The organism is Erythrobacter sp. HKB08 (assembly GCF_004114695.1).
Taxonomy (GTDB): Bacteria; Pseudomonadota; Alphaproteobacteria; order Sphingomonadales; family Sphingomonadaceae; genus Parerythrobacter_A.
The window spans coordinates 1992672-2015179 of sequence record NZ_CP035310.1; the positions used below are offsets into that span (position 1 = coordinate 1992672).

The window sequence follows — 22508 nt, forward strand, 5'->3', positions numbered from 1 at the left end:
GCAAGGGGCGAGCTCATGCCGCAGTTTTCCGAAGCCGATCCGATCGTCATTCTCTCCTATGCCCGTACCCCTATGGGCGGGATGCAGGGCGTACTCGCAGACGTTGCAGCGACCGACCTCGGTGCCACAGCAGTCAAGGCTTCGGTCGAGCGTGCCGGTGTGAGCGGCGACAAGATCGACCGCATCTACATGGGCTGCGTCCTTCCTGCCGGTCTCGGCCAGGCCCCTGCCCGCCAGGCGGCCCTAAAGGCGGGCCTGCCGAAGTCGGTCCAGGCGACGACCGTCAACAAGGTCTGCGGCAGCGGCATGCAGACCGTGATCATGGGCGCAGAAGCGCTCGCGTCGGGCACGGTCGACACCGTCATCGCCGGCGGGATGGAGAGCATGACCAATGCGCCCTACCTGCTCAAGAAGCACCGTTCGGGCGCGCGGATCGGCCATGACACGGCTTACGACCACATGTTCCTCGACGGGCTCGAAGATGCCTATGAGGAAGGCCGCGCCATGGGCACCTTTGCGCAGGAAACCGCCAACGAATACCAGATGACCCGCGAAGAGATGGACGACTACTCCATCGAATCGCTGCGCCGTGCGAATGCGGCGATCGAAAGCGGCGCATTCGCCGACGAGGTGGTCCCGGTAACCATCGCGACCCGCGCGGGCGAAGTCGTCGTCGATACGGACGAACAGCCGGGCCGTGGCCGTCCGGACAAGATCCCGACCCTGCGCCCTGCCTTCGCCAAGGACGGCACGATCACCGCCGCAACCTCCAGCTCGATCTCGGACGGTGCCGCAGCAGTCGTGCTCACCCGCGAAAGCGTCGCCAGGGAAAATGGCCATCAGCCGGTTGCGAAGATCGTCTCCATGGCTGCGCACGCCCAGGAGCCGGCCAAGTTCACGACCGCCCCTATCGGCGCGATCGAGAAGGTGCTCGAGCGCGCGGGCTGGTCGGTCGACGATGTGGACCTGTGGGAAGTGAACGAGGCCTTCGCCTGCGTCGCGATGTTCGCCATGCGCGACATCGGCATCGACCATGCCAAGATCAACGTGAATGGCGGCGGCACGGCGCTTGGCCACCCCATCGGGGCCAGCGGCACGCGGATCATCGTGACGCTGCTCAACGCGCTGAAAAAGCAGGGCAAGAAGCGCGGCGTCGCATCGCTCTGCATCGGCGGTGGCGAAGCGACGGCGGTGGCTGTCGAACTCGTCTGACCCCAGCCCCGATCATTCCGATTTCCTGTCGGCCCGGTTGCGTGATACACACGCGCCCGGGCCGCAGTTTCATTGGGGGAGATTGGTAATGAAAAAAGCGGTATTCTTGATAACGGTCGGTGCTCTGGCGGCTTGCCAGCAGGAACCGGCAGAAGCGCCTGCAACCGAAGAAACGGTCGCAGCCGAACCGGCGGAAATGACCGTGGCGAACGGTTCCCCGCCCGGAACCTATACCGTCACCATGGCCGATGGTTCGACCGGCACTTCGACGATCAACGGCGACGGCACCTATGTCGACACCGGCGCGGACGGTACTGCCGAAGAAGGCACCTGGCAGGTGATCGACGGCAAGACGTGCTTCAAGCTGAACGCCGAAGGTTCGACCCAGATGTGCTGGACGGAAAGCGCTCCGGGCGAAGACGGTTCGTTCACCGCGACTTCGGACGCTGGTGAAGTCGTGACCGTCACTCCGGCTGCTGCTGCCGAGGGCGAAGCCGCGGCCGAGTAAAGCCGTTTCGGCATTGAATGAGAGAGGGCGGCCCGCGGGTCGCCCTTTTTCGTATCAGGGCTCTCCGGCTCCCCACAGGCGCTCCGCCCGTACCCAGCCTTCGCGACCGGCAACGTCGAATTCGCACCAGCCAGCTTCGCAATCGCCCAGGCGGCCGACCACGCCCGGCTCGGCGTTCCACTTGAGCTTCGCATTGGCGGACGGAGCTTCGCGCATGGCGGCAAGCCCCTCGCCAACCACGATCGCCCCGCGCGTTGCGCTGAGCAGGTTGGAGTTCACCCAGCCTTCGGCGCCCTCGTGATCGCGCACGAGACGCCACCCATCTACGACACGGATCACCTTCAGCGGCAGCCCGTCGCGGCGGTAGACCCACTCGATCTTGTATTCCTGGCTCGGCCCGACGCGCATGTAGAGCTCTTCGGTGTCGATCGTCGCCCAATAGGGTACGTCGCGGTCCTGCCCGGCAAGCGGAGCAGAGAGCGTCGCGAATACGGCAACGACGAGCAAGGTGAATCGCTTGAACATCCCGCGAAAATAGCCCGCGCGGGCGATCCTCTTCAAGCACGTAAAGCTCGATGCTTGACCCTTACCCCCAAGCGCGCCTAGCGCCTGTTGCATGACCGTAGTCACCGACAGCGCGACCCGCCGGGTCGAGGGAAAGCCCAGGGTTATCGTCACGCGCCATTTGATGCCCTCGGTCGAGACGCGCATGGCCGAACTTTACGACGCCTCGCTCAACCCGTCCGACGAGCCTTTCACCCGCGAACAGCTTGCTCAGGCGATGCAGGATTGCGACGTGCTGGTGCCGACGGTGACCGACCGGATCGATGCGGAACTTATCGCAGGGGCCGGCGACCGGCTCGGCCTGATTGCCAATTTCGGCGCCGGGACCGACCACATCGATCTCAAGGCAGCGCGCGACAAGGGCATCATGGTGACCAATACGCCGGGCGTGTTCACCGATGACACGGCGGATATCGCCATGCTCGGCATCATCGGGGTTCCGCGCCGCATTCGCGAAGGCGTCGAGCTCGTTCGCAGCGGCAAGTGGACCGGCTGGGCCCCGTCCGGGATGCTCGGCCGCAAGATCGGCGGCAAGGTGCTCGGCATCGTTGGCATGGGCCGGATCGGTCAGGCCGTCGCCCACCGTGCCCGCGCCTTCGGGCTCGAGATCGCCTATCACAATCGCAAGCCGCTGCCCGAAGCTGTCGAGCGCATGCTTGCGGCTCGCTATGTCGAGAATCTCGACGACCTGCTCGCCGAAGCGGACATAGTCAGCCTGCATTGCCCGGCGACCAAGGATACGGTCGGTATGCTCGATGCGCGCCGCATCGGGCTGATGAAGAAGGGCGCGTGCCTCATCAACACGGCTCGCGGCGAACTCGTCGACCAGGAAGCGTTGATTGCCGCGCTGGAGAGCGGCCATCTCGCCGGGGCGGGTCTCGACGTCTATCCGCAGGAGCCGAAGGTCGATCCGCGCCTTATTCGCTCGCCCAATGTCATGACCCTGCCGCACATCGGCAGCGCTACCGCCGAAGGGCGCGAGGCATCGGGCGAGAAGGTGATCGCGAACATCCGTTTCTGGGCCGACGGTCACCGCCCGCCCGACCAGGTGCTCGACGCGCTGGTCTGAGGCCAAAGAAAAAGGGCGGAGCTTTACGCCCCGCCCTTCCCCAAATCAGTCTCCGGTCAGGATCCTGTCGACCAGTTCCTTCACCGTCGGGGTGAAGTTGTTCGAGTAGAACGGGTCCTGCTTGAAGCGGTATGCCGCATGCCCGGCAAACGCGAGGTTCTCGTCCGGATCGCCGCCATGCGCGATGTCCTGCAGGGTCTTCTGGATGCAGAAGCTGCGCGGATCGGCGAGACGGCCGGTGGTGTGATCGTCGTGGTCCTTCCAGCTCGAGAACTGGCAGTGCGACAGGCAGCCCATGCAGCCCTGCTGGTCGGCGCGGATCTGCTCCGCGCTTTCCGGAGTGACAAAGACGACCGTGTTGTCCGGCGTCTTGAGCGCTTCGGTAAAGCCTTCGTGCATCCAGCTCTGCGCCTTGCGCTGGTCGCCCGGGTGGACGAAGAAATACTTCGCCTTGCCGTGGTCGGACAGAGGGACGGTGCCCTCTTCCTCGTCGCGCTTGAAAATCGGGATCTGGCGCTCGCTGCGATGCATCAGGTCATAGAGGAACGGGGTCTTCACCGCGCTCGAATAGAACCCCGTCGGGCTGAACTTGTGCAGCAGCACATCGCCCGGCTCGACCGTGCGCAGCATGTCCTTCCAGACCTGCGGGATCGGGCTCTCGTGCGTGAGCAGCGGGCGCGTGCCGAACTGGAAAGCGATCTTGCCGAGCTCGGGATTGTCGATCCAGTCGTTCCATTCGCGCAGGAACCACACGCCGCCGGCCATGACGATTGCGGTATCTTCCGACACGCCCTCGGCGCGCATAGTGTCGCGCAGCGCCTTCACGCGGGGATAGGGATCCTCCGGCTTGCGGGGGTCTTCGGCATTGGACAGGCCGTTGTGCCCGCCGGCGAGCCACGGGTCCTCGTAAACGACCGCAGCCATCAGTTCCGGCACCTTGGAATAGCTGCGCTTCCACAGCGCGCGGAAGGCGCGGGCCGAGCTGATGATCGGCAGGTAATGGACGTTGAAGCGCTGGGCGATCTCGGCCAGCTTGTAGGGCATGCCCGCGCCGCAGGTGACGCCGGTGATCAGGCCCTTGCAGTTTTCCAGCACGCCTTCGAGGACCTGCTGCGCGCCGCCCATTTCCCACAGCACGTTGATGTTGATCGCGCCCTTGCCGTCGGCGATTTCGTAGGCGCGCTTCACCTGTTCGGTCGCACCGTCGATGCCGTAGCGCACGAGCTGTTCGAAACGCTCCTTGCGGGTCGCTTGCGGGTAGACCTGCGGGATCGGATTGCCGTCTTCGTCGTAGCTGTCGGCATTCACCGCGCTGACGGTGCCGATACCGCCGGCAGCTGCCCAGGCCCCCGAGCTCGCATGGTTGGTTGCCGAAACGCCCTTCCCGCCCTCGATCAGCGGCCAAACCTCTCGCCCGCCATACATAATCGGGCTCAATCCCTTGAAACTCATTATATTTCCATTCCTGTAATGCAGCTTATGGTGCTGCGTCCCCGGCCCCGCCGGACGACCCCTGGCAAGGCTCTATTTCAGATGGTTCGGGCCTCGTAGCGGCTCGTTTGAACTGTGCATAGTACCCCGCCAGTTCCGGCGCGTTCTTGAAGGCCATCAGCTCGAAGCCGACGCGTTCGAACTCGCATGAAAGGAGCAGCGGATCGATCCCGTGCTGGTCGGTCGGCCGATCGACATCGACCACGATCACCTGCCCGTCCTCGCGCACGGCAGGCCACAGGCGCCAGAGAAACGCGTAGGGCTCCTCCACCTCGTGGTACATGTGGACGAGGAAGATGCGATCGAAACTGTCGGTCGGCAGACGCGGATCGTCGGGCGCGCCGAGCTTGATCGAGACATTGTCGAACCGCTCGCGCTCGACACGCTGGCCGAGGCGCCCGATCGCTTCCCGGTCGATATCCTGCGCAAGAACGCGGCCCTCCGTGCCGACGCGTTCTGCGAGGCGCACCGTGTAATAGCCCTCGCCCGCGCCGATATCGGCTACGCTCATGCCCGGCGAGATGCCGGCGAGCGTCATGACCGTCTCAGCCTCGCCGCGGTTATCACGCGCCGTCTCGGTCGAGAACTCGGTCGCGCCGAGGCCCGAAATCGGCCTGTCGGGTTTGGGGAATTCGACCGCAGAGCCGGGCCGACCGGAATCGATCGCGTCGCAGCTACACAGGGTGCAGCTTGCCAGCAGGCCCAAGGCGAGAAGTCGGCTCATAGGTCCGCCTTAATCGCCGCAGGTGCGACGTTCAAACGGCAAAATGCAGCATTCACCGGAAAGGCGCGCTGCGTATCCACCTCGAAGCGGATCCCCGACCGGAACTATTGGCACTTGTTCAGCGAGCGTTTGCCGCGCGCTTACTCGACGTCTTCGACTTCGACCTGCTCGCCGGTCACGCGCTGCGCGAGCGCGGCGGAGATGAACTGGTCGAGCGCGCCGTCCAGCACCGCATCGGGCGAGCTGGAGGTCACGCCGGTGCGCAGGTCCTTCACCATCTGGTACGGCTGCAGGACGTAGGAACGGATCTGGTGGCCCCACCCGATCTCGCTCTTTTCCTGGTATTCGCCAGACGCCGCCGCCTCGCGTTCCGCCATCTCGCGTTCGAACAGGCGGGCCTTGAGCATGTTCATCGCGGTCGCGCGGTTCTTGTGCTGGCTGCGGTCGTTCTGGCTCGCCACGACGATCCCGGTCGGCTGGTGGGTGATGCGAATTGCGGAGTCCGTCGTATTGACGTGCTGTCCGCCCGCACCCGAAGCGCGGTAGGTGTCGACCTTGAGGTCCGCCGGGTTGATTTCGATGTCGATATCGTCGTCGATCACCGGATAGACCCAGACCGAGCTGAAGCTGGTGTGGCGTCGCGCCGAGCTGTCGTAGGGGCTGATGCGGACGAGGCGGTGGACGCCGCTCTCGGTCTTGGCATAGCCGTAGGCGTTCTCGCCCTTCAGCAGCAGCGTCGCGCTCTTGATCCCGGCCTGGTCGCCCGCCTGGTATTCGACCGTCTCGACCTTGAAGCCGCGCCGTTCGGCCCAGCGGGCATACATGCGGAAGAGCATCTCGGCCCAGTCCTGGCTCTCCGTACCACCGGCGCCAGCGTGGATTTCGATATAGGTATCGTTCCCGTCAGCCTCGCCCGACAGCAGTGCCTGGACCTTGTCGGCATCGGCACGCTCGGCGAGTTTCTCAAGGCTCGCAAGACCGTCGTTAACGATGTCCTCGTCGCCCTCGGCTTCGCCCATTTCGATGAACTCGACCGCGTCGGACATCTCGCTGGAGATTTCGTTGACCGTATTGACCGCGTTTTCGAGTTGTTTCTGCTCGCGGCTCACGGCCTGCGCTTCCTTGGGATCGTCCCACAGGGTCGGGTCCTGGACACGTGCATTGAGCTCGTCGAGACGGCGCAGGGCGCGCTCCCAGTCGAGCGACTGGCGCACGAGTTGCAGCGCGGCTTCGATACGGTCGATGTGGGCCTGCCCTTCGGCACGCATGGTAAGTCTCCGAAATTGTGGCGGTCCGCTTAGCGGACAGGCGAGGATTGTAAAGCCGCAGCCGTGGGACGCGAGGTTAGGACGACGTCAGTAAATGCCGCCCTGCTCCTCGACAAAGTCCTCGAGCGCCTGGCCATTGTCGCCCTCCCCGGATTCCGACCGTGCACCTTCCTGCCCGCGGCGGATCAGGGCGAGGATTTCCTTGCGCTTGGCCTCGATCTCGTCGCGGCGGGTCGAGCGCGGCGGTTCGGTATCGGGCTTGAAGGCTTCCCAGATGATCGCGGCGCGCGGATCGTCGGTCGGCCAGCCATCGAAGACCTGCTTGCCCGAGCGACGGTCGACGCGGACCATGCGCACACCGGCCGGAGCCACGAACGGCTCGGCACGCAGCTTCTTTTTCGTGTCGCGGAAAAAGGCCTTGATCATCGGCGCGGCGACCGTGCCGCCCTGCGCATAACCGCCGAGGTTACGCGGGTTGTCGTAGCCGAGGTAGACGCCGGCAACGACGTCCGACGTACCGCCGACGAACCACACGTCCTTCGGGCCCGTCGTCGTGCCGGTCTTGCCGAACATCGGCAGCTCGAGGTCGCGTAGCACAGTGCCGGTTCCGCGCTCGATAACTCCTTCGAGCATGTGAAGCACCTGGTAGGCGGTGCGCGGGTCCATCGCCTGCTCGCCGGTAAGGCCGAAGCGCGGCATGGGCTGGCCGTCCCACTCGGGCATGTTGCAGCCCTCGCACGGGCGGTTGTCGGCGCGCCAGATCACCTTGCCACGGCGATCCTGCACGTAATCGATCAGCGTCGGCTTGTTGAGCCGTCCGTGGTTGGCCAACGCCGAATAGGCATTGGTCATCTTCAGGACGGTGGTTTCGCCCGAACCCAGTGCAAATGCCGGATAGGGATCGTAACTGCCGATATCGAGCGCCTCGAACGTGTCGATGACCTTGGGCATGCCTGCCTGCATGGCGATCTGCACGGTCATGATGTTCTGCGACTGCTCGAGCCCGTAGCGCATCGGGAATTCGCCCGCACGGCCGCCACGGAAGCATTTCTCGCCAAGGTTTGAGCCCTGGTAGTAGCAGTAGGAACCGTTCTCGATCTGCGTTGACGGCGTCATGCCGTTGTCGAGCCCGGTGGCGTAGACGAAGGGCTTGATCGTCGAGCCCGGCTGGCGCTGTGCCTGCGTCGCGCGGTTGAACGAGCCGAGGCGGCTGTCGAATCCGCCCTGCATTGCAAGCACGCGGCCCGACTGCGGATCCTGCGCGACGAAGCCGCCCGAGGCGCCGGGAATGGTACGCACCAGATAGGTGCTGCCGCTGCGCTCTGCCGCGATCACGTCGCCCGGCTTGAGCGCATTGGGCAGGTTGCTGAGCGGGAAAGTCTCGCCGTCGGCAAAACCGATCCGCGCAGACGGGCCGTCGCGTTCGGTCACGACGCCGACACGCCAGCCCTTGTAGTTGATACCGAGCGGGGAGCTTGCAAGCTGCTGCGCCCAGTCGCCGTCATCGAAATCGATCGTCGCGATCGGACCGCCCCACCCGCGCCCGCCATGGTAGCGCAGCAGTCCTTCGCGCAGCGCATCGCGCGCCGCAGCCTGCATTTCCGGGTCGAGCGAAGTGCGGATCCACAGGCCGCCTGCATAGACGCTGTTCGGTCCGTCTTCGGCAGTTTCCCCGAAGTCCTCGAGCAGCTGGCGGCGAACCTCTTCCATGAAGTAGCCCGCATCGACCGTCGGCGGCTGGCGCTGACCGGTAATGATACCAAGCGGCTTGGCCTTCGCAGCCGACGCTTCTGCAGCGGTGACGAAATCATTCGCGGCCATCTGGTCGAGAATGAAGTTACGGCGTTCGAGCGCGAGACCGAAGTTCTTCTCGCGGCTGTAAGTCTCCGGCGCCTTGGGAAGCGTCGCCAGATAGGCGGCTTCATGCAGTTCGAGGTCTGCCGCATCCTTGTCGAAATAGGCCCGCGCGGCTGCCTGCACCCCGAAGCTGCGGCGACCGAGCGGTATCTCGTTGAGATAGAGTTCGAGGATTTCCTGCTTGGTCAGCACGCCTTCGATACGGCGAGCCAGCACCATCTCGCGCAGCTTGCGCACGACCGAGTATTCGCTCGACAGGAAGATGTTCTTCGCGACCTGCTGGGTAATGGTCGAACCGCCGACCGCCCGCTCGCCCGAGCCCATCTTGCTGACATAGTCGATCACCGCGCCGAACAGGCCGCCGGCATCGATACCGCCATGGCTGAAGAAGGTCTTGTCCTCGGCTGCGAGAAACGCCTCGATCAGCGTCTCGGAAAAGTCTGCATATTGCAGCTGGACGCGGCGATCGCGGGCGTAGGTATGCACGATCTCGCCATCGACACCGCGCACAACGGTCGGCAGCGGCGGTTCGTAGTCTCGCAGCGTCTCGACATCCGGCAGGTTACGCGTGAGAACGATGAACAGCACGATGAAAAGCAGCGTGAAAACCCCGCCGATCACCGAAGCGAAACGGAACCAGCGTTTCTCCTGCCACATCCGGCGGAACCAGGCCGCGATGCCGCTGGCTTCGCGCTTGATCCGGTAGCTTATCGATTGAAGCGTATTTTCTGCCATGATCGGGCGAGCCTTTAGCACGGGAATTCTGTCGCGGAACAGAACGTTTGTGCTTTTGCCCTGTCGCTGTCGATTACCAGTCCGGCGTCACTGGTTGGACTGGCGCGCGAAGAAGATGCGGATTGCCCGCCCCATGGTCTCGGCGAACTCCTCGCGACCTTCCTGCGAAACGAGCCGTTCGGCATCCTCGCGGTTGGTGATGAAGCCCGATTCGTAGAGTACCGCCGGCACGTCCGGAGCGCGCAGTACCGCCAGCGTCGCCGAACGGCGCGCCTGCGGGTGGAACCGCAGAGAGCCGCCGCCTTCCCTTGTGATCAGACCGGCGAACTCGTCCGAAGTTTCCTGCACGCGGCGCTGCGACAATTCGACGAGGATGTTGCTGACCTCCTCGCTCTGGCCGTTGAGGCGCACGCCGTTCAGCTGCGCATCGGCACTGTTCTCGCGCTCGGCGAAGCGGGCCGCCGCCTCGCTCGATGCCTTGCTCGACAATGTGTAGATGCTCGCCCCGCCGATCTCGCCTTTCTCGCCGGCGGAATCGGCGTGGATCGAGATGAACAGGTCGGCATCGAGCCGCCGCGCGATCTCCGGCCGCTCCTCGAGGACGAGGAAGGTGTCGTCGTCACGGGTCAGGGCCACCCGGATCCCGCCTTCTGCCAGCAATTCGTCACGCAAGGCCTTGGCGAGGCCGAGGACGACGTCTTTCTCGCGGTAACCGCCGCCCGAAGCGCCGGGGTCTTTCCCGCCGTGCCCCGGATCGATCACCACCAGCGGGCGCGAGCGGTCCGGCGGGCCGAGCACTTCGGGCAGGTCGACCGGCGAACCGGCATCGGGCAGCATGACCTTCAGGACGTAATCGCGACCGAGATGCGGGATGGGTATCGTCCAGCCAAGTCCGACCAACGCGCCCACGATCGCCACCGGGACGAGGAAAATCAGCCAGATTTGCAGGCGAACGGACATTTCACCCCTTGGTTACGGTGTTGCGAGCATATTGCGCAATATGGTTGCTACACGAAACCCACGGTGCTAGCGCTTTGCTACCGGATACCGGCCGACCCCGCCGCAGCGATATTTGCGGAATCAGGGAGTTGCGCGAGGTCCGAGACTGCTTCGCCAAGGCGAAGCCACGCAACAGGTTGATGCAGAGAATGAGAAGCCCCTCCCCGATCGAAACGATGCCGCCGCAGGGCCGCTTCGTCGCGATTTCGGGCATGGCCGCGCACGCAATGCGCGATCTCGTCTCGGCAGACACATCACTTCGCCCGGCAGGAATGAGACCGTCCGGGCGTTTCGATATTGCCGCCCAGCCCAGCACGGGAAGCGGCCTTCACACAGATAGACGCGCGCGAAACGCACCACTCAAAGCGATGAGCGGCGTCCGGAGAAATTTACATGGCAACGCGCATGCTTATCGATGCGCGCCACCCGGAAGAAACCCGGGTGGCGGTGCTCAAAGGGAACCGGATCGAGGAGTTTGACTTCGAATCTGCTGAACACAAGCAGATCAAGGGGAATATATATCTGGCCAAGGTGACGAGGGTCGAACCCTCGCTGCAGGCCGCCTTCGTCGACTTCGGTGGCAATCGCCACGGTTTCCTCGCTTTCAGCGAAATCCACCCCGACTACTACCAGATTCCCAAGGAAGACCGCGAAGCGCTCCTCGCCGAGGAAGCAGCTGCGGCCGAAGAAGAAGCCCGCCTGCGTGCCGAAGAAGAAGAGCGCGGCGAAATGCCCGGCGAGGAATACGACGCCGAGGACGAAGAATCGGGCGAAGCTCTCGCCGAAGACCTGGCCGAGGACGGCGTCGAAGAGATCGACACCTCCGAAAAGGACAAGGTCGCCACGATCGAGGAAGGCCAGCTCGACAGCGACGAAGACGACGAGGATGACGACGGCGACGACGAAGACGACGCCGAAGCTTCCGACGACGATGGCGACAAGTCCAAGTCCAAGCGTCGCGGCCGTGGCCGTCGCCGCCAGGGCAAGGGTGGTCGCAGCCGCGCGAAGGAAGTGGACGAAGTCCGCGCCCGTCGCCAGGCGCTGCGTCGCCGCTACAAGATCCAGGACGTCATCCAGCGCCGCCAGGTGCTGCTCGTCCAGGTCGTGAAGGAAGAGCGTGGCAATAAGGGCGCTGCCCTCACCACCTATCTCAGCCTCGCGGGCCGTTACACCGTGCTCATGCCGAACAGCTCGCACGGCGGCGGTATCAGCCGCAAGATTTCGAGCGCGAACGACCGCAAGCGCCTCAAACAGGTCGTCTCCGACCTCAAGCTGCCCCGGACAATGGGCCTGATCGTCCGCACCGCGGGCCTCAGCCGCACCAAGACCGAGATCAAGCGCGACTTCGACTATCTCGCCCGCCTGTGGGACGAGATCCGCGAGCGGACACTGTCATCGGCAGCCCCGTCACTGATCCATTCCGACAGCGACCTGATCAAGCGCGCGATCCGCGACATCTACAACCGTGACATCGAGGAAGTCGTCGTCGAGGGTGAGGAAGGCTACAAGTCGGCCAAGGCCTTCATGAAGCTCCTCATGCCGAGCCATGCGCGCCGCGTGAAAGCCTATTCCGACCCGGTGCCGCTGTTCCAGCGTTACGGCGCGGAAGACCAGCTGCGAGCGATGTACGACCCGGTAGTCCAGCTCAAGTCGGGCGGCTATCTCGTCATCAACCCGACCGAGGCGCTGGTCTCGATCGACATCAACTCGGGCCGTTCGACCAAGGAACACGGGATCGAGCAGACTGCGCTCGCGACCAACCTCGAAGCGGCCAAGGAGATCGCCCGCCAGCTGCGCCTGCGCGACATGGCCGGGCTCGTCGTGATCGACTTCATCGACATGGAGTACAACTCCAACATTCGTAAGGTCGAGCGCGCGATGAAGGACGCGCTCAAGAACGACCGCGCGCGTATCCAAGTCGGTCGCATTTCCGGCTTCGGCCTGATGGAAATGAGCCGCCAGCGCCTTCGCACCGGCGTCCTCGAAGCGACCACGCGCGACTGTCCGCATTGCGACGGCACCGGCCTCGTTCGCACCGCATCGAGCGCTGGCCTTTCGGCGCTGCGCCTGATCGAGGACGAAGCGGCCAAAGGCAAAGGCACGATCATCCGCCTCGCCGCAAGCACCGAAGCGGCGATCTACCTGCTCAACGCCAAGCGCGGCGACCTGCAGGAAATCGAGGACCGCTACAACGTCACGGTGGAAGTCGTGCCGGAAGGCGAGGACGAAGGCGCGAAGATGAGCGTCGGTTCCTCCGGCCCTCGACCGGCGGAAGCTCCGAAGTTCGATCCGATCGTCGACGATGAAGAGGATGACGACGACGTCACCGACTTCGATGAGGACGAGGACGACAAGCCGAAGAAGAAGCGCCGTCGTCGTCGTGGTGGCCGTGGCCGCAACAAGAACAAGGATGCCGACCGTGACGATTCGTCGGACGACACCGATGAGGACAGCTCGGACGAAACCGATCACGCATCGGATGACGATGGCGACGAGAAGCCGAAGAAGAAGCGTCGTCGCGGTGGTCGCGGACGTCGTGGTGGCCGCGGTCGCAAGAAGGACGATGCCGAGAACGTGACCGAGGGCGCGGAAGGGCTCGAAGAGGTCGCGGAGCAGGTCAAGGAAGACATGGCCGTCGTTGCCGGTCCCGACGATTCTCCCGAAACCGCCGAAGCGGTAGCCGAGGAAGAAAAGCCCAAGCGCAAGCCGCGCAAGCGCAAGGCCAAGGCTGAAGAAAAAGCTCCCGCAGAGCCGGAGGCCAAAGCCGAAGCCGAAGCCGACGCTGAGGAAAAGCCCAAGAAGCGCACCCGTCGCAAAAAGGCTGATGAAGCTCCCGCCGAGGAAGCGAAGGCCGAGCCTGAGGCCGAGGAACAGCCCAAGAAGCGCACTCGCCGCAAGAAGGCTGAGGAGCCCGCGGCAGCTGCCGAGGCCGTTGCCGAACAGGTCAAGGAAGATATGGCCGTCGTGGCCGGCCCGGACGATGCTCCGCAGACTGCCGAGGCAGCAGCGGATGCAGGCTCCGAAGACGACGACGGCAAACCGCGTCGCGGCTGGTGGCAGCGCACCTTCGGCGAATAAGCCCTAGGGCGCCCAAATCGAGAAAAGGCCCTCCGACTTCACCGTCGGGGGGCCTTTTTCATGGGCGCATCACGACCCGGCCTTGATGCCGACGCCCCACTCGTTCCATCCGATCGACTTCGGCGTCTTGGGCAGATAGCTCGCGCCCATCGGCTCGACTTCGAACCCGCCGGCGGTAACTGCCGTAGTGACCGGCCTTGTCAGGTGGCAACCGCCTGCGAAAGGCTTCCAGAAAGGTTCGAGCCGGTCCTGGAACCGCGCGACTTTGGTGTCCGGCGCGCGGCCGTGTTCGAGAAACAGCAGCTTGCCCCCTGGCTTCAGGATGCGGCGCATTTCCTTCACCACCTGCGCCTGGTCCTGAACCGAACACATGGTGTAGGTGCAGACCACCGTGTCGAAGCTGTTGTCCTCGAAGGGAATATCTTCGCCGATGCCGTCGCGGATGTCGGCCTTCCAGCCCTTCTTTTCCGCCTCCGCGCGGGCGTATTCCAGCAGCTTTCCGCCCGGGTCTATGCCCGCGTAGCGGGTGATCGCGTCAGCTCGGTAGAACTGCTGGTTGATCCCGCCGCCGCAGCCGAGTTCGAACACTTCGCCTTGCGCGAGCGGTACGACCTTGGACCGCAATTTCATGATTGCAGGCATTCCGCAGGCGAATTTGATCACGCGCGGCACCCCGTGGGCGTCCCACCAGCTTGCTAGGCCCATGGCTTTTTCCCCTTCCCTTTCGCGACCTTCGCGGCATGATAGGCCGCGGAGAGGGGACTGACCATGGGCAAGGTACATCGCACGCCAGACGAGCGGTTCGCCGATATCCCGGATTATCCGTTCGACCCGCGCTACCACATCCTCGAGGGTGGGCTGCGCCTCCATTACGTCGACGAAGGGCCGCGCGATGCGACGCCGGTTCTGATGATGCACGGCGAGCCGAGCTGGAGCTTCCTCTATCGCAAGATGATCGGCCCCGTGGTCGAGGCGGGCTACCGCGTGCTAGCGCCCGACCTCATCGGGTTCGGCAAGTCGGACAAGCCTACCGCCAAAAGCGACTACACCTATGCCCTCCACGTCGCATGGATGCGCGAATGGTTCGAAGCGATGGGCCTGCGCAATGTCGTTCTCGCCTGCCAGGACTGGGGTTCACTCGTCGGCTTGCGCCTCGTCGCGGCGATGCCCGACCGCTTTGCCGGTGTCGTCCTGTCGAACGGAGGGCTCCCCGCCGGGCAGGACCCGCCCCCGGCCTTTGCGAAATGGCGCAGCTTTTCGAAATACAGCCCGGTCTTCCCGATCGGCGGGATCATCCAGCGCGCGACGACGACCAAGCTGAGCGACGCCGAAGTCGCCGCCTACGATGCTCCCTACGACACCCGTGCGAGCAAGGCGGGTGCGCGCATTTTCCCCTCGCTCGTCCCCTTGGGCGACAATGTTGCGGTTCCCGACCAGCTCGAAGCATGGAAGGTGCTCGAGAAATTCGAGGGTCCCTTCACCTGCTGCTTCAGCGACAAGGACCCGATCACGCGGGGCGGTGAAGCGGCCTTCGTCGACCGGGTCGCCGGCGCGAAGGACAATCCGCTGCATCGCAAGCTGTCCGGCGGGCACTTCATCCAGGAAGACGATCCGGCGGGGTTCGTCTCGGCAATCCTCGACACGGCGAAGCGCGCGGGCGTCTAGACGCAAGCTTTTCACTTTTCGCAGCGCAGCATTGGCACTATTGGCATCGGTTCAATTCCAGAACCGGGACCGACTATGACTACTGCCATCGAACCGCTGCGCATTCCTGACGAAGCCAAGGAGCGGGTCCGCCTGCTGTTCATGGCCAAGCACGTGCTGTGGGGCGGCGGTATGCACCCGGAAGACGGCAACCACGCCATCTACCACCACGAGGTCCGCACGACGCTGGAGAACCTCGGCCTGAACCTCGAACTCGCGAACACCTACAAGGTATTGTTCGAGCGTCCCGATGTCGATTTCGTTTTCCCGCTGCTCAACCGCGGCGGCTTCGTGAACAGCGAGATGCTGATCCCGATCCTGTGCAACATGCACCGCATCCCTTACCTCGGCGCAATGCCGTTCCTGCGCGGACTGGGCGACGACAAGTCGGTGTCCAAGCTGGTCTGCACCCATGCCGGCGTCCCGACGGCCCCGTGGTTCTGCTACCGCAAGGGCGCTCCGGTGCTCGAGAAGGACCTGCCGCCCTCGCCCGATGGTCGCTGGGTCATCAAGCCGAATGCATCCTCGGCAAGCTGGGGCATCTCCGACGCCTTCGACTGGAACGGCGTGACCAACGCGATCGCCGACATCCATGGCCAAGGCCACGATGCCATCGTCGAGCCCTATCTCGACGGTTACGACGTGCAGTGCGCCTTCATCACCATCAAGGACGAGCCGATCGCCCTGCCGATGCTGTGGTACGAGCGCGAGGACACGCAGAAGCTGTGGACCTATTACGAAAAGCGCGATCTCGTGCAGAACACCGAAAAGGCCGCGCTCAAGACCTTCGAACACCCTGAATTCGCGCCGAAAATCACCGAGATGGCGAAGAAGGTCGCACAGGAATTCGTGCCCTTCGACTATGGCCGGATCGAGTTCCGCGTCGACCTGAAGACCGGTGACATCAACTTCATCGAGATCAACCTCAACTGCAACCTGTGGTCCGAAAAGGTCATGGCGAAGGCGGCAAGCTATGCCGGGTTCAGCCATGCCGATCTGCTCGAAACGCTGCTCGCCGAGAGCTGGCGCCGGAACGCGCTGATCTCCTAATCGGGGATCCGCTCGCCCTTCCAGTCGAAAACCTTGCCGCTGTCATCGGGGCCTAGGGCGTCGATGACGGCGAGCAGGTTCGACGCGGCATCCTCCGGCGTGGTCAGCTGGCCTTCGGGCAGGCCGGACTGGAAGGGTTCGCTCAACGCCGTGTCGACCGTGCCCGGGTGCAGGCCCACGACGATGCCTTCGTCATGCGTGCGGCCGAGCTCGATTGCGAAGTTCATGAGCAGCATGTTGAGCGCAGCCTTGCTCGCCCGGTAGGAATGCCAGCCACCAAGACCGTTGTCGCCGATCGACCCGACGCGGGCCGATAGCGCCGCGAACACGCAGCGACGGTCACGTGGCAGCAGCGGGAGCATGTGCTTGGCGACCAGCGCAGGGCCGATGGTATTGATGCGCAAGACCTCCGCCATGGTAGCCGCATCGAGCCGCTTGTAGCTTCTTTCCGGCCCCGTGCCGTCATCCAGCGTAAGCACGCCGGTCGCGACAATAACCAGTTGAGGGGAAACGTCTTTCAGCTTCGCCGCAATGTCCGAGAGTGTCTGCTCATCAGAGAAATCGAAGCGGAAAGTGCGACCTTCGGGGTCGTCCCTCAACGAGCGTCCGCCGCGCCATACGTTGCAGCCACGCGCTTCGAGGGCATCACCCAGTGCACGCCCGATGCCGCCGCTAGCCCCGAAGACGACAGCCGTTTCCGGCCAGATCCCGCGTTCATCATTCATGGCAACAAGACGCTGCACGCCACACACAAGTTCCGGACGGCTCGCACGCCGCTTGGTGATGAAATCGCGGCAATCGCAATGGCAAATCTCTCAACATCCGCCGCCTTGCCCTATGCGCCCGAGGCGCTAGATAGGTGGCAACCAGCAACAGGACTCGATTGATCATGGCGACCTTCACCCTTCCCAAGAACTCGAAGATCACCGGCAAGGGCCGAACCCACAAAGCCGATGGCGCGGGGAAGGTGAAGAAATTCAAGATCTACCGCTACGATCCCGACAGCGGCGAGAACCCGCGTTACGACACGTTCGAGATCGATCTCGACGATTGCGGCCCGATGGTCCTCGACGCGCTTTTCAAGATCAAGAACGAAGTCGACCCGACGCTGACCTTCCGCCGCTCCTGCCGCGAAGGGATTTGCGGTTCGTGCTCGATGAACATGAACGGCAAGAACGGCCTCGCCTGCACCACCGCTATCGAGGACCTCAAGGGCGAAGTGCGCATCACGCCGCTACCGCACATGGAAGTGATCAAGGACCTTGTCCCGGATTTCACGCATTTCTACGCGCAATATGCCTCGATCCGTCCATGGCTGCAGGCCGTCACCCCGACGCCGAGCGGCAAGGAACGCCTCCAGTCGCCCGAACAGCGCGAGAAGCTCGACGGCCTTTACGAGTGCATCCTATGCGCTTGCTGCTCAACCTCTTGCCCGAGCTACTGGTGGAACTCCGACAAGTTCCTCGGCCCGGCCATCCTGCTGCAGGCCTATCGTTGGCTGGCCGACAGCCGCGACGAGATGACCGGTGAGCGCCTCGACCAGCTGGAAGACCCCTTCCGCCTCTATCGTTGCCACACCATCATGAACTGCGCGAATGTCTGCCCCAAGGGCCTTTCGCCGGCGAAGGCTATCGCCGAAACCAAGAAGATGATGGCCGAGCGCGAAATCTAAGTGGCTCTTTCCGAAGAGGTTTTCGACCACTCTCCCGATCCGGATTATCCGGGTTGGCGCAACTGGAATCTCAAGGACCCGACGCTCTTCAACGGCGCGGTGATGGGTAAGCTCATCACCCGCGTCGAAGGCGACAAGTGCCGCCTGCGCATGTTCCCGGAGCGCAAGCACGAGAACCTGCAGGGTATCATCCACGGCGCGGTGACGCTCTCGCTCATCGACATCTCGATGTTCACGACGATGCACACGCTCGGCAGCGGCAATGCCGGCCCGTCCGTGACGCTCGAGCTTTCCACCCAGTTCACCGGGGGCGGCGATCCCACCAAGCCGCTCGACGCGGTGACCGAGATCATGCGCGAGACGGGCAAGCTGGTGTTCGTGCGCGGCACGGTCGAGCAGGACGATAATGTCGTCGCGGCCTATTCCGGCATAGTGCGCAAGTTCCTGCCGCGATGAGCGGCGTCCTCGAACGCTACCGCGAACTCGTCGCGAACGGCGAATTGAGGCCCGATCGCGAACAGGAAGCTGCCGCAACGCGTCTCGAACAGCTCCAAGGCGAACTCGAATCCGTGCCGAAGCGCGGGAGCATCCTTTGGCGGGCGCTCAAGGGCAGACCGGATGCGCCGAAGGGTATCTACATGTGGGGCGGCGTCGGGCGTGGGAAATCCATGCTGATGGACCTGTTTCACGACACGCTGCAGATAGACCGCAAGCGGCGCGTCCATTTCCACGCGTTCATGCAAGAGGTCCACGGCATCCTGCGCGAAGAGCGCAAGTCGGAATCCGGCGACCCGATCCCGCCCACTGCGGACAGGCTGGCGCAGGACATTCGCTGCCTCGCTTTCGACGAGATGGTGGTGAACAACAGCGCGGACGCAATGATCATGAGCCGTCTGTTCCGTGCGCTGATCGTCGACAAGGGCGTGACCGTCGTGACCACTTCGAACCGCCCGCCGCAGGACCTCTACAAGGACGGCCTCAACCGCGAGCATTTCCTGCCCTTCATCGACCTGATCGAGGAAAAGACCGACGTCCTGCCGCTCAATGGGCCTGTCGATTATCGCCTCGAACGCCTGGCCGGCATCGAGAGCTGGCACACCCCGCTTGGCGACGAGGCGACTGCGGCAGTGCGCGAGGCCTTCTTTCGCCTGACCGATTTCGAACCGGAAGACGCCGCCCACGTTCCATCGGCGGAACTGGATGTCGGCGGGAGCAGGACGATCCACGTGCCGAAATCGCTCAAGGGCGTCGCTGTCTTCAGCTTCAAGCGTCTATGCAGCGAAGCGCGCGGCGCGAGCGATTATCTCGCGATTGCAAGGAATTACCACACGGTCATTCTCGTCGGCATCCCGCAGATGGGACCGGAAGACCGCAACGAGGCCGCACGTTTCGTCACGCTGATCGACGCGCTCTACGAGCATCGCGTGAAGCTGTTCGCGACTGCCGCAGCAGAGCCTGAACAGCTATACCAGGCAGGCGACGGCAGCTTCGAGTTCGAACGGACGGTCAGCCGCCTGATGGAAATGCAGAGCGACGATTACATGGCACTCGGCCACGGGACCGAAAGCTAGGCGGCGTTCGCGAGGCGCTGCTGCGCGCTGGTCAGCCGGTTCATGATCTTCAGGTCCTGCTCGCGCAGCTGGAGCGCAGCATCGGCCCAGATTTCGGTGATGCGGGTGAGCTCCTCAAGCTCGAGATCCCACGACACCTTCATCGCCTTGCGCGCATTGACGAGGCCGGTGTGGCGACGCTCCGACTTCTTGATGAAATCGCGGCACGCCTCGATGCCCTCACCATCTTCGGCCAGGCAGTGCACCAGCCCCAGCTCGTGAAGCTGCTCGGCAGTGTAAGTCTCGTTAGAAACGATGATCCGGTCGGCCGCGGCGCTGCCCAGCTTGCGCGAGAGAAGCGCATGGGCGCCCATCCCGGGGAAGAGGCCGAACATGATTTCCGGGAGGCCGAAAGTCGCGCTCCGTTCGGCCACGATGTAGTCGAACGACAGCAGTGCCTCGAAACCGCCGCCGAGGGCTGCACCCTGCACGAGGCCGATCGTCAGCATCGGGATGTCGAGCGTGTTGATGTTCCGGTGCAGAATTTCACAGCAGCGATGGCCGTAATGCACCAGTCCTTCGCGGTTGCGCTCGCGGATCAGCTTCTGGAACAGCGCGAGGTCCCCGCCGAAGCAGAACACGCCCGGAGCGCGGCTTCCGAGGATGAGATAGCGCAGCGGCACCTTGCCCGGGCCGAAGTGCGAGCCGATCAGGCTCTGCCAGTTTTCGAAGTCCGACAGCATCGGCGGCGTGAAGCTCGGCCGGCCTTCCGGACGCATGAAGGTCCAGAGAGCCTGCTGCTCCTCTTGGTAGAGGACATCGAGTTCGGAGAGTTCGAATAGCGGTTGGGGAAGCCCTTCCGGCAGCGCGCGATCGACGACGAGGCCTTCGCTCTCGTCACCCAGCGGCATTACCGGTTCGTCACCGCCCAGTTCGGCAGCGCCCCGTTCTTCCAGCCCTGACCCCACTCGATCCATAGACGACCCCTCTGGCGAATGCTTTTCTTTGAGAATCTACAAGAGGACTGACTCTGTTGGCAAACTTTTATTTTTCCGAGCGGATTCTCTTCGCTGACCCAAACTAGGTCAGTCGATAATTTTTTGAGTCATTTCCGTGGGCTTAGGCGGCGATCTTGAGATTTTCGAGCGCCCGGTCGAGCATCGTCAGCTGCCACAGGATGCGGCCATTGTCGGACCGTCCGGATAGGTGGTTTTGCGTAAGTGTGCGGATATTGTCACGCTCGAGCCAACCCATCCGCACGGCCAGCGAATTATCGGCCAGCGCCTTAGCCTGCGCCGCCAGCGGACCCCGGAACCACTCGCTGATCGGGGTGACGAAGCCCTGTTTCTGGCGATAGAGGATGTCGTCGGGTAGGTAGCGCTCCATTGTGTTCTTGAGCAGCCATTTGCCCTGCGAGCCGCGAATGCGCGCCCGCTCGGGCACTTTCGCGCAGAATTCGACGAGCCTGTGATCGAGCAGCGGCTCCCGCGCCTCGAGACCGACCGACATGCTCGTTCGGTCGACTTTCGTGAGAATATCGCCCGGCAGCCAGAACTTGAGATCGGCATATTGCGCCCGGTCGAGGCCTGTTCGTGCCGGCGCGCTACGCATGCAATCGACCAGCGGCTGCTCGCCCCGGTAGCCATCGAGCGACTTCGCGAAGTCGTCGGTATAGAAGGCCTTGCGTTGCTGCGGCGTAGTGACAGCGAGCGCAGCCGCATATCCCTCGCATCCGTCACGGGCGAGCGACAGGAGAGTGCTCTTGGCCCTCAGCGGGCGCGGTGCCCAGTCAGCCTTGGGCCAGACACGTCCGAGCGAGCCGAACAGCCCTTCCCTCACCCTGCCCGGTACGACCGAGCGAAACTGCTCTTCACGGTAATGGAAAACCTGCCGGCGATAACCCGCCAGCGCTTCGTCCGCACCGTCGCCGGAAAGCGCGACGGTCACGTTCTCGCGCGCCAGTTCGCACACGCGCAGGGTCGGTAAAGCGGAGGCATCGGCAAAGGGTTCGTCGAACATCGCTGCAATGCGATCGACAAGGCCGAAGTCGTCGGGATCGACAATCCGCTCGCGGTGATCGGTCGCAAACAGCTGCGAAACCTTCCGCGCATGGGAGGTTTCATCCAGTCCCTCGACGTCGAAGCCGATCGAGCAGGTCGAAACCGGCCGGTTCGACGCCTCCGACATGAGAGCCACGACCGAGGAGGAATCCACCCCGCCCGACAAGAACGCGCCGAGCGGAACGTCGGCGACCATGCGCGAGGTTACCGCTTCGCGCAGGTGGAAGAGAAGTTCGGCCGAAAGGTCCTCGGTCTTCGCCTTCGAGCGTTCCTCGAAACTGACGTCCCACCATTTCGTCGGGGAGGTCATCCCCTGCCCGCTCTTCAGCAACAGGAAGTGCCCGGCAGGCAGCTTTGTCACGCCTTTGAGGATGCTGCGATGGTCGGGCACGTAGCCCCAGGTGAGGTAATCCTCGACAGCCCGGACATCGACTTCCCGCCGCAGCAGCGGATGGGCGAGAAGCCCCTTCAGTTCCGAGGCAAAAGCAAGACTTCCATCGCTCAGTTCGGCGAGGAACAGTGGCTTCACGCCGAGCCGGTCGCGGGCGAGAAACAGCGTTCTTTCCGACAGGTCGTAGATCGCGAAAGCGAACATCCCGTGCAGGCGGCTCAGGCAGTCCGGCCCCCATGCCTGCCAAGCAGCAAGGATCGTCTCGCTATCGCCGTCGGTGCGGAAGCTCGCGCCCTTCTTTTCGAGCTCGCGCCGAAGTTCGCGGAAATTGTAGATTTCGCCGTTGAAGACGAGAACCGCACGCCCATCGGCCGAGAGCATCGGCTGCGGCGAGCCTTCGAGGTCGATGATCGAGAGCCTGCGGTGGCCGAGCCCCACGCCGTGTTCGGTCCATACGCCCGAGCCGTCAGGCCCGCGGTGGGCGATCGCGTCGCACATGCGCCCGACCCGCGCCGGATCGACCGGCTTGGGTGTACCGAGATGAAATAGACCCGCGATCCCGCACATGCGTCCGGC

At 63.8% G+C, this 22508-nt stretch carries 19 protein-coding genes; 9 read left to right on the top strand and 10 right to left on the bottom strand.

All coding sequences use genetic code 11. From position 1 onward, the window contains the following. Nucleotides 1-15 precede the first annotated feature (15 nt). The gene (locus tag EO245_RS09625; protein ID WP_128892721.1) at nt 16-1212 is read left to right on the top strand and encodes an acetyl-CoA C-acyltransferase; all 1197 of its coding nucleotides are present in this window, start codon (nt 16-18) and stop codon (nt 1210-1212) included. Nucleotides 1213-1300: 88 nt separating this feature from the next. Continuing rightward, the gene (locus tag EO245_RS09630) at nt 1301-1720 is read left to right on the top strand and encodes a hypothetical protein (protein ID WP_128892722.1); all 420 of its coding nucleotides are present in this window, start codon (nt 1301-1303) and stop codon (nt 1718-1720) included. Nucleotides 1721-1774: 54 nt separating this feature from the next. On the opposite strand, the gene EO245_RS09635 is transcribed toward EO245_RS09630, so the two are convergent. Beyond that, nucleotides 1775-2245 (bottom strand): SH3 domain-containing protein, encoded by a 471-nt coding sequence (locus EO245_RS09635; RefSeq protein ID WP_128892723.1) that lies wholly within the window; start codon nt 2243-2245, stop codon nt 1775-1777. A 91-nt stretch (nt 2246-2336) separates the two neighbouring features. On the opposite strand from EO245_RS09635, the gene EO245_RS09640 reads away from it, so the two are divergent. Next, nucleotides 2337-3353, top strand: coding sequence for a D-glycerate dehydrogenase (locus EO245_RS09640; RefSeq protein ID WP_128892724.1), 1017 nt, complete (start codon nt 2337-2339; stop codon nt 3351-3353). 45 nt (nt 3354-3398) lie between these two features. Here the strand turns inward: EO245_RS09640 and EO245_RS09645 are convergent, their stop codons facing one another. The 5 genes from EO245_RS09645 to EO245_RS09665 form a co-directional block, all read right to left on the bottom strand. Further along, nucleotides 3399-4805 carry a nitronate monooxygenase family protein gene (locus EO245_RS09645; protein ID WP_128892725.1) on the bottom strand — a complete coding sequence of 469 codons (1407 nt, stop codon included), beginning with the start codon at nt 4803-4805 and terminating at the stop codon, nt 3399-3401. Between the two features lie 25 nt (nt 4806-4830). Beyond that, nucleotides 4831-5568: a class I SAM-dependent methyltransferase gene (locus EO245_RS09650; RefSeq protein ID WP_128892726.1), complete on the bottom strand. Its 738-nt coding sequence runs from the start codon at nt 5566-5568 to the stop codon at nt 4831-4833. A 140-nt stretch (nt 5569-5708) separates the two neighbouring features. After that, on the bottom strand, nt 5709-6836 hold the full coding sequence (gene prfB, locus EO245_RS09655; protein ID WP_128892727.1) for a peptide chain release factor 2: 1128 nt from the start codon (nt 6834-6836) through the stop codon (nt 5709-5711). 87 nt (nt 6837-6923) lie between these two features. Then, nucleotides 6924-9428, bottom strand: coding sequence for a penicillin-binding protein 1A (locus EO245_RS09660; protein ID WP_128892728.1), 2505 nt, complete (start codon nt 9426-9428; stop codon nt 6924-6926). Between the two features lie 87 nt (nt 9429-9515). After that, on the bottom strand, nt 9516-10388 hold the full coding sequence (locus EO245_RS09665; protein ID WP_128892729.1) for an N-acetylmuramoyl-L-alanine amidase: 873 nt from the start codon (nt 10386-10388) through the stop codon (nt 9516-9518). A 432-nt stretch (nt 10389-10820) separates the two neighbouring features. Between EO245_RS09665 and EO245_RS09670 the strand changes: the two genes are divergently transcribed. Next, a complete protein-coding gene (locus EO245_RS09670) occupies nt 10821-13505 on the top strand; it encodes a ribonuclease E/G (RefSeq protein WP_128892730.1) in 2685 nt (894 codons plus the stop codon). 69 nt (nt 13506-13574) lie between these two features. On the opposite strand, the gene EO245_RS09675 is transcribed toward EO245_RS09670, so the two are convergent. Beyond that, on the bottom strand, nt 13575-14210 hold the full coding sequence (locus EO245_RS09675; protein WP_128892731.1) for a class I SAM-dependent methyltransferase: 636 nt from the start codon (nt 14208-14210) through the stop codon (nt 13575-13577). A gap of 63 nt (nt 14211-14273) precedes the next feature. Here EO245_RS09675 and EO245_RS09680 point away from each other — a divergent pair, with 63 nt between their 5' ends. Together EO245_RS09680 and EO245_RS09685 are read left to right on the top strand one after the other, a co-directional pair. Beyond that, the gene (locus tag EO245_RS09680; RefSeq protein ID WP_128892732.1) at nt 14274-15170 is read left to right on the top strand and encodes a haloalkane dehalogenase; all 897 of its coding nucleotides are present in this window, start codon (nt 14274-14276) and stop codon (nt 15168-15170) included. Nucleotides 15171-15245: 75 nt separating this feature from the next. After that, nucleotides 15246-16259 (top strand): phosphoribosylglycinamide synthetase, encoded by a 1014-nt coding sequence (locus tag EO245_RS09685; protein WP_128892733.1) that lies wholly within the window; start codon nt 15246-15248, stop codon nt 16257-16259. On the opposite strand, the gene EO245_RS09690 is transcribed toward EO245_RS09685, so the two are convergent. Then, nucleotides 16256-16984: an SDR family NAD(P)-dependent oxidoreductase gene (locus EO245_RS09690; RefSeq protein WP_128892734.1), complete on the bottom strand. Its 729-nt coding sequence runs from the start codon at nt 16982-16984 to the stop codon at nt 16256-16258. The two genes, EO245_RS09685 and EO245_RS09690, sit on opposite strands and share 4 nt — an antisense overlap. Nucleotides 16985-17148: 164 nt before the next feature. On the opposite strand from EO245_RS09690, the gene EO245_RS09695 reads away from it, so the two are divergent. Genes EO245_RS09695 through zapE form a run of 3 tightly spaced genes read left to right on the top strand, consistent with a single transcriptional unit; the run spans nt 17149 to nt 19502 of the window. Further along, nucleotides 17149-17931: a succinate dehydrogenase iron-sulfur subunit gene (locus tag EO245_RS09695; RefSeq protein ID WP_128892735.1), complete on the top strand. Its 783-nt coding sequence runs from the start codon at nt 17149-17151 to the stop codon at nt 17929-17931. Continuing rightward, nucleotides 17932-18387, top strand: a complete 456-nt coding sequence (locus EO245_RS09700; RefSeq protein WP_128892736.1) for a PaaI family thioesterase — start codon at nt 17932-17934, stop codon at nt 18385-18387. Beyond that, nucleotides 18384-19502, top strand: a complete 1119-nt coding sequence (zapE, locus tag EO245_RS09705; RefSeq protein WP_128892737.1) for a cell division protein ZapE — start codon at nt 18384-18386, stop codon at nt 19500-19502. The genes EO245_RS09700 and zapE overlap by 4 nt, the downstream gene beginning before the upstream one ends. On the opposite strand, the gene EO245_RS09710 is transcribed toward zapE, so the two are convergent. Both EO245_RS09710 and EO245_RS09715 read right to left on the bottom strand, forming a co-directional pair. Next, entirely contained in the window at nt 19499-20458 is a 960-nt protein-coding gene (locus EO245_RS09710) for a crotonase/enoyl-CoA hydratase family protein (protein WP_234026869.1), read from the bottom strand. The two genes, zapE and EO245_RS09710, sit on opposite strands and share 4 nt — an antisense overlap. A gap of 142 nt (nt 20459-20600) precedes the next feature. Continuing rightward, nucleotides 20601-22499, bottom strand: a complete 1899-nt coding sequence (locus EO245_RS09715) for an XrtA/PEP-CTERM system amidotransferase (RefSeq protein WP_128892738.1) — start codon at nt 22497-22499, stop codon at nt 20601-20603. Nucleotides 22500-22508: the final 9 nt, after the last annotated feature.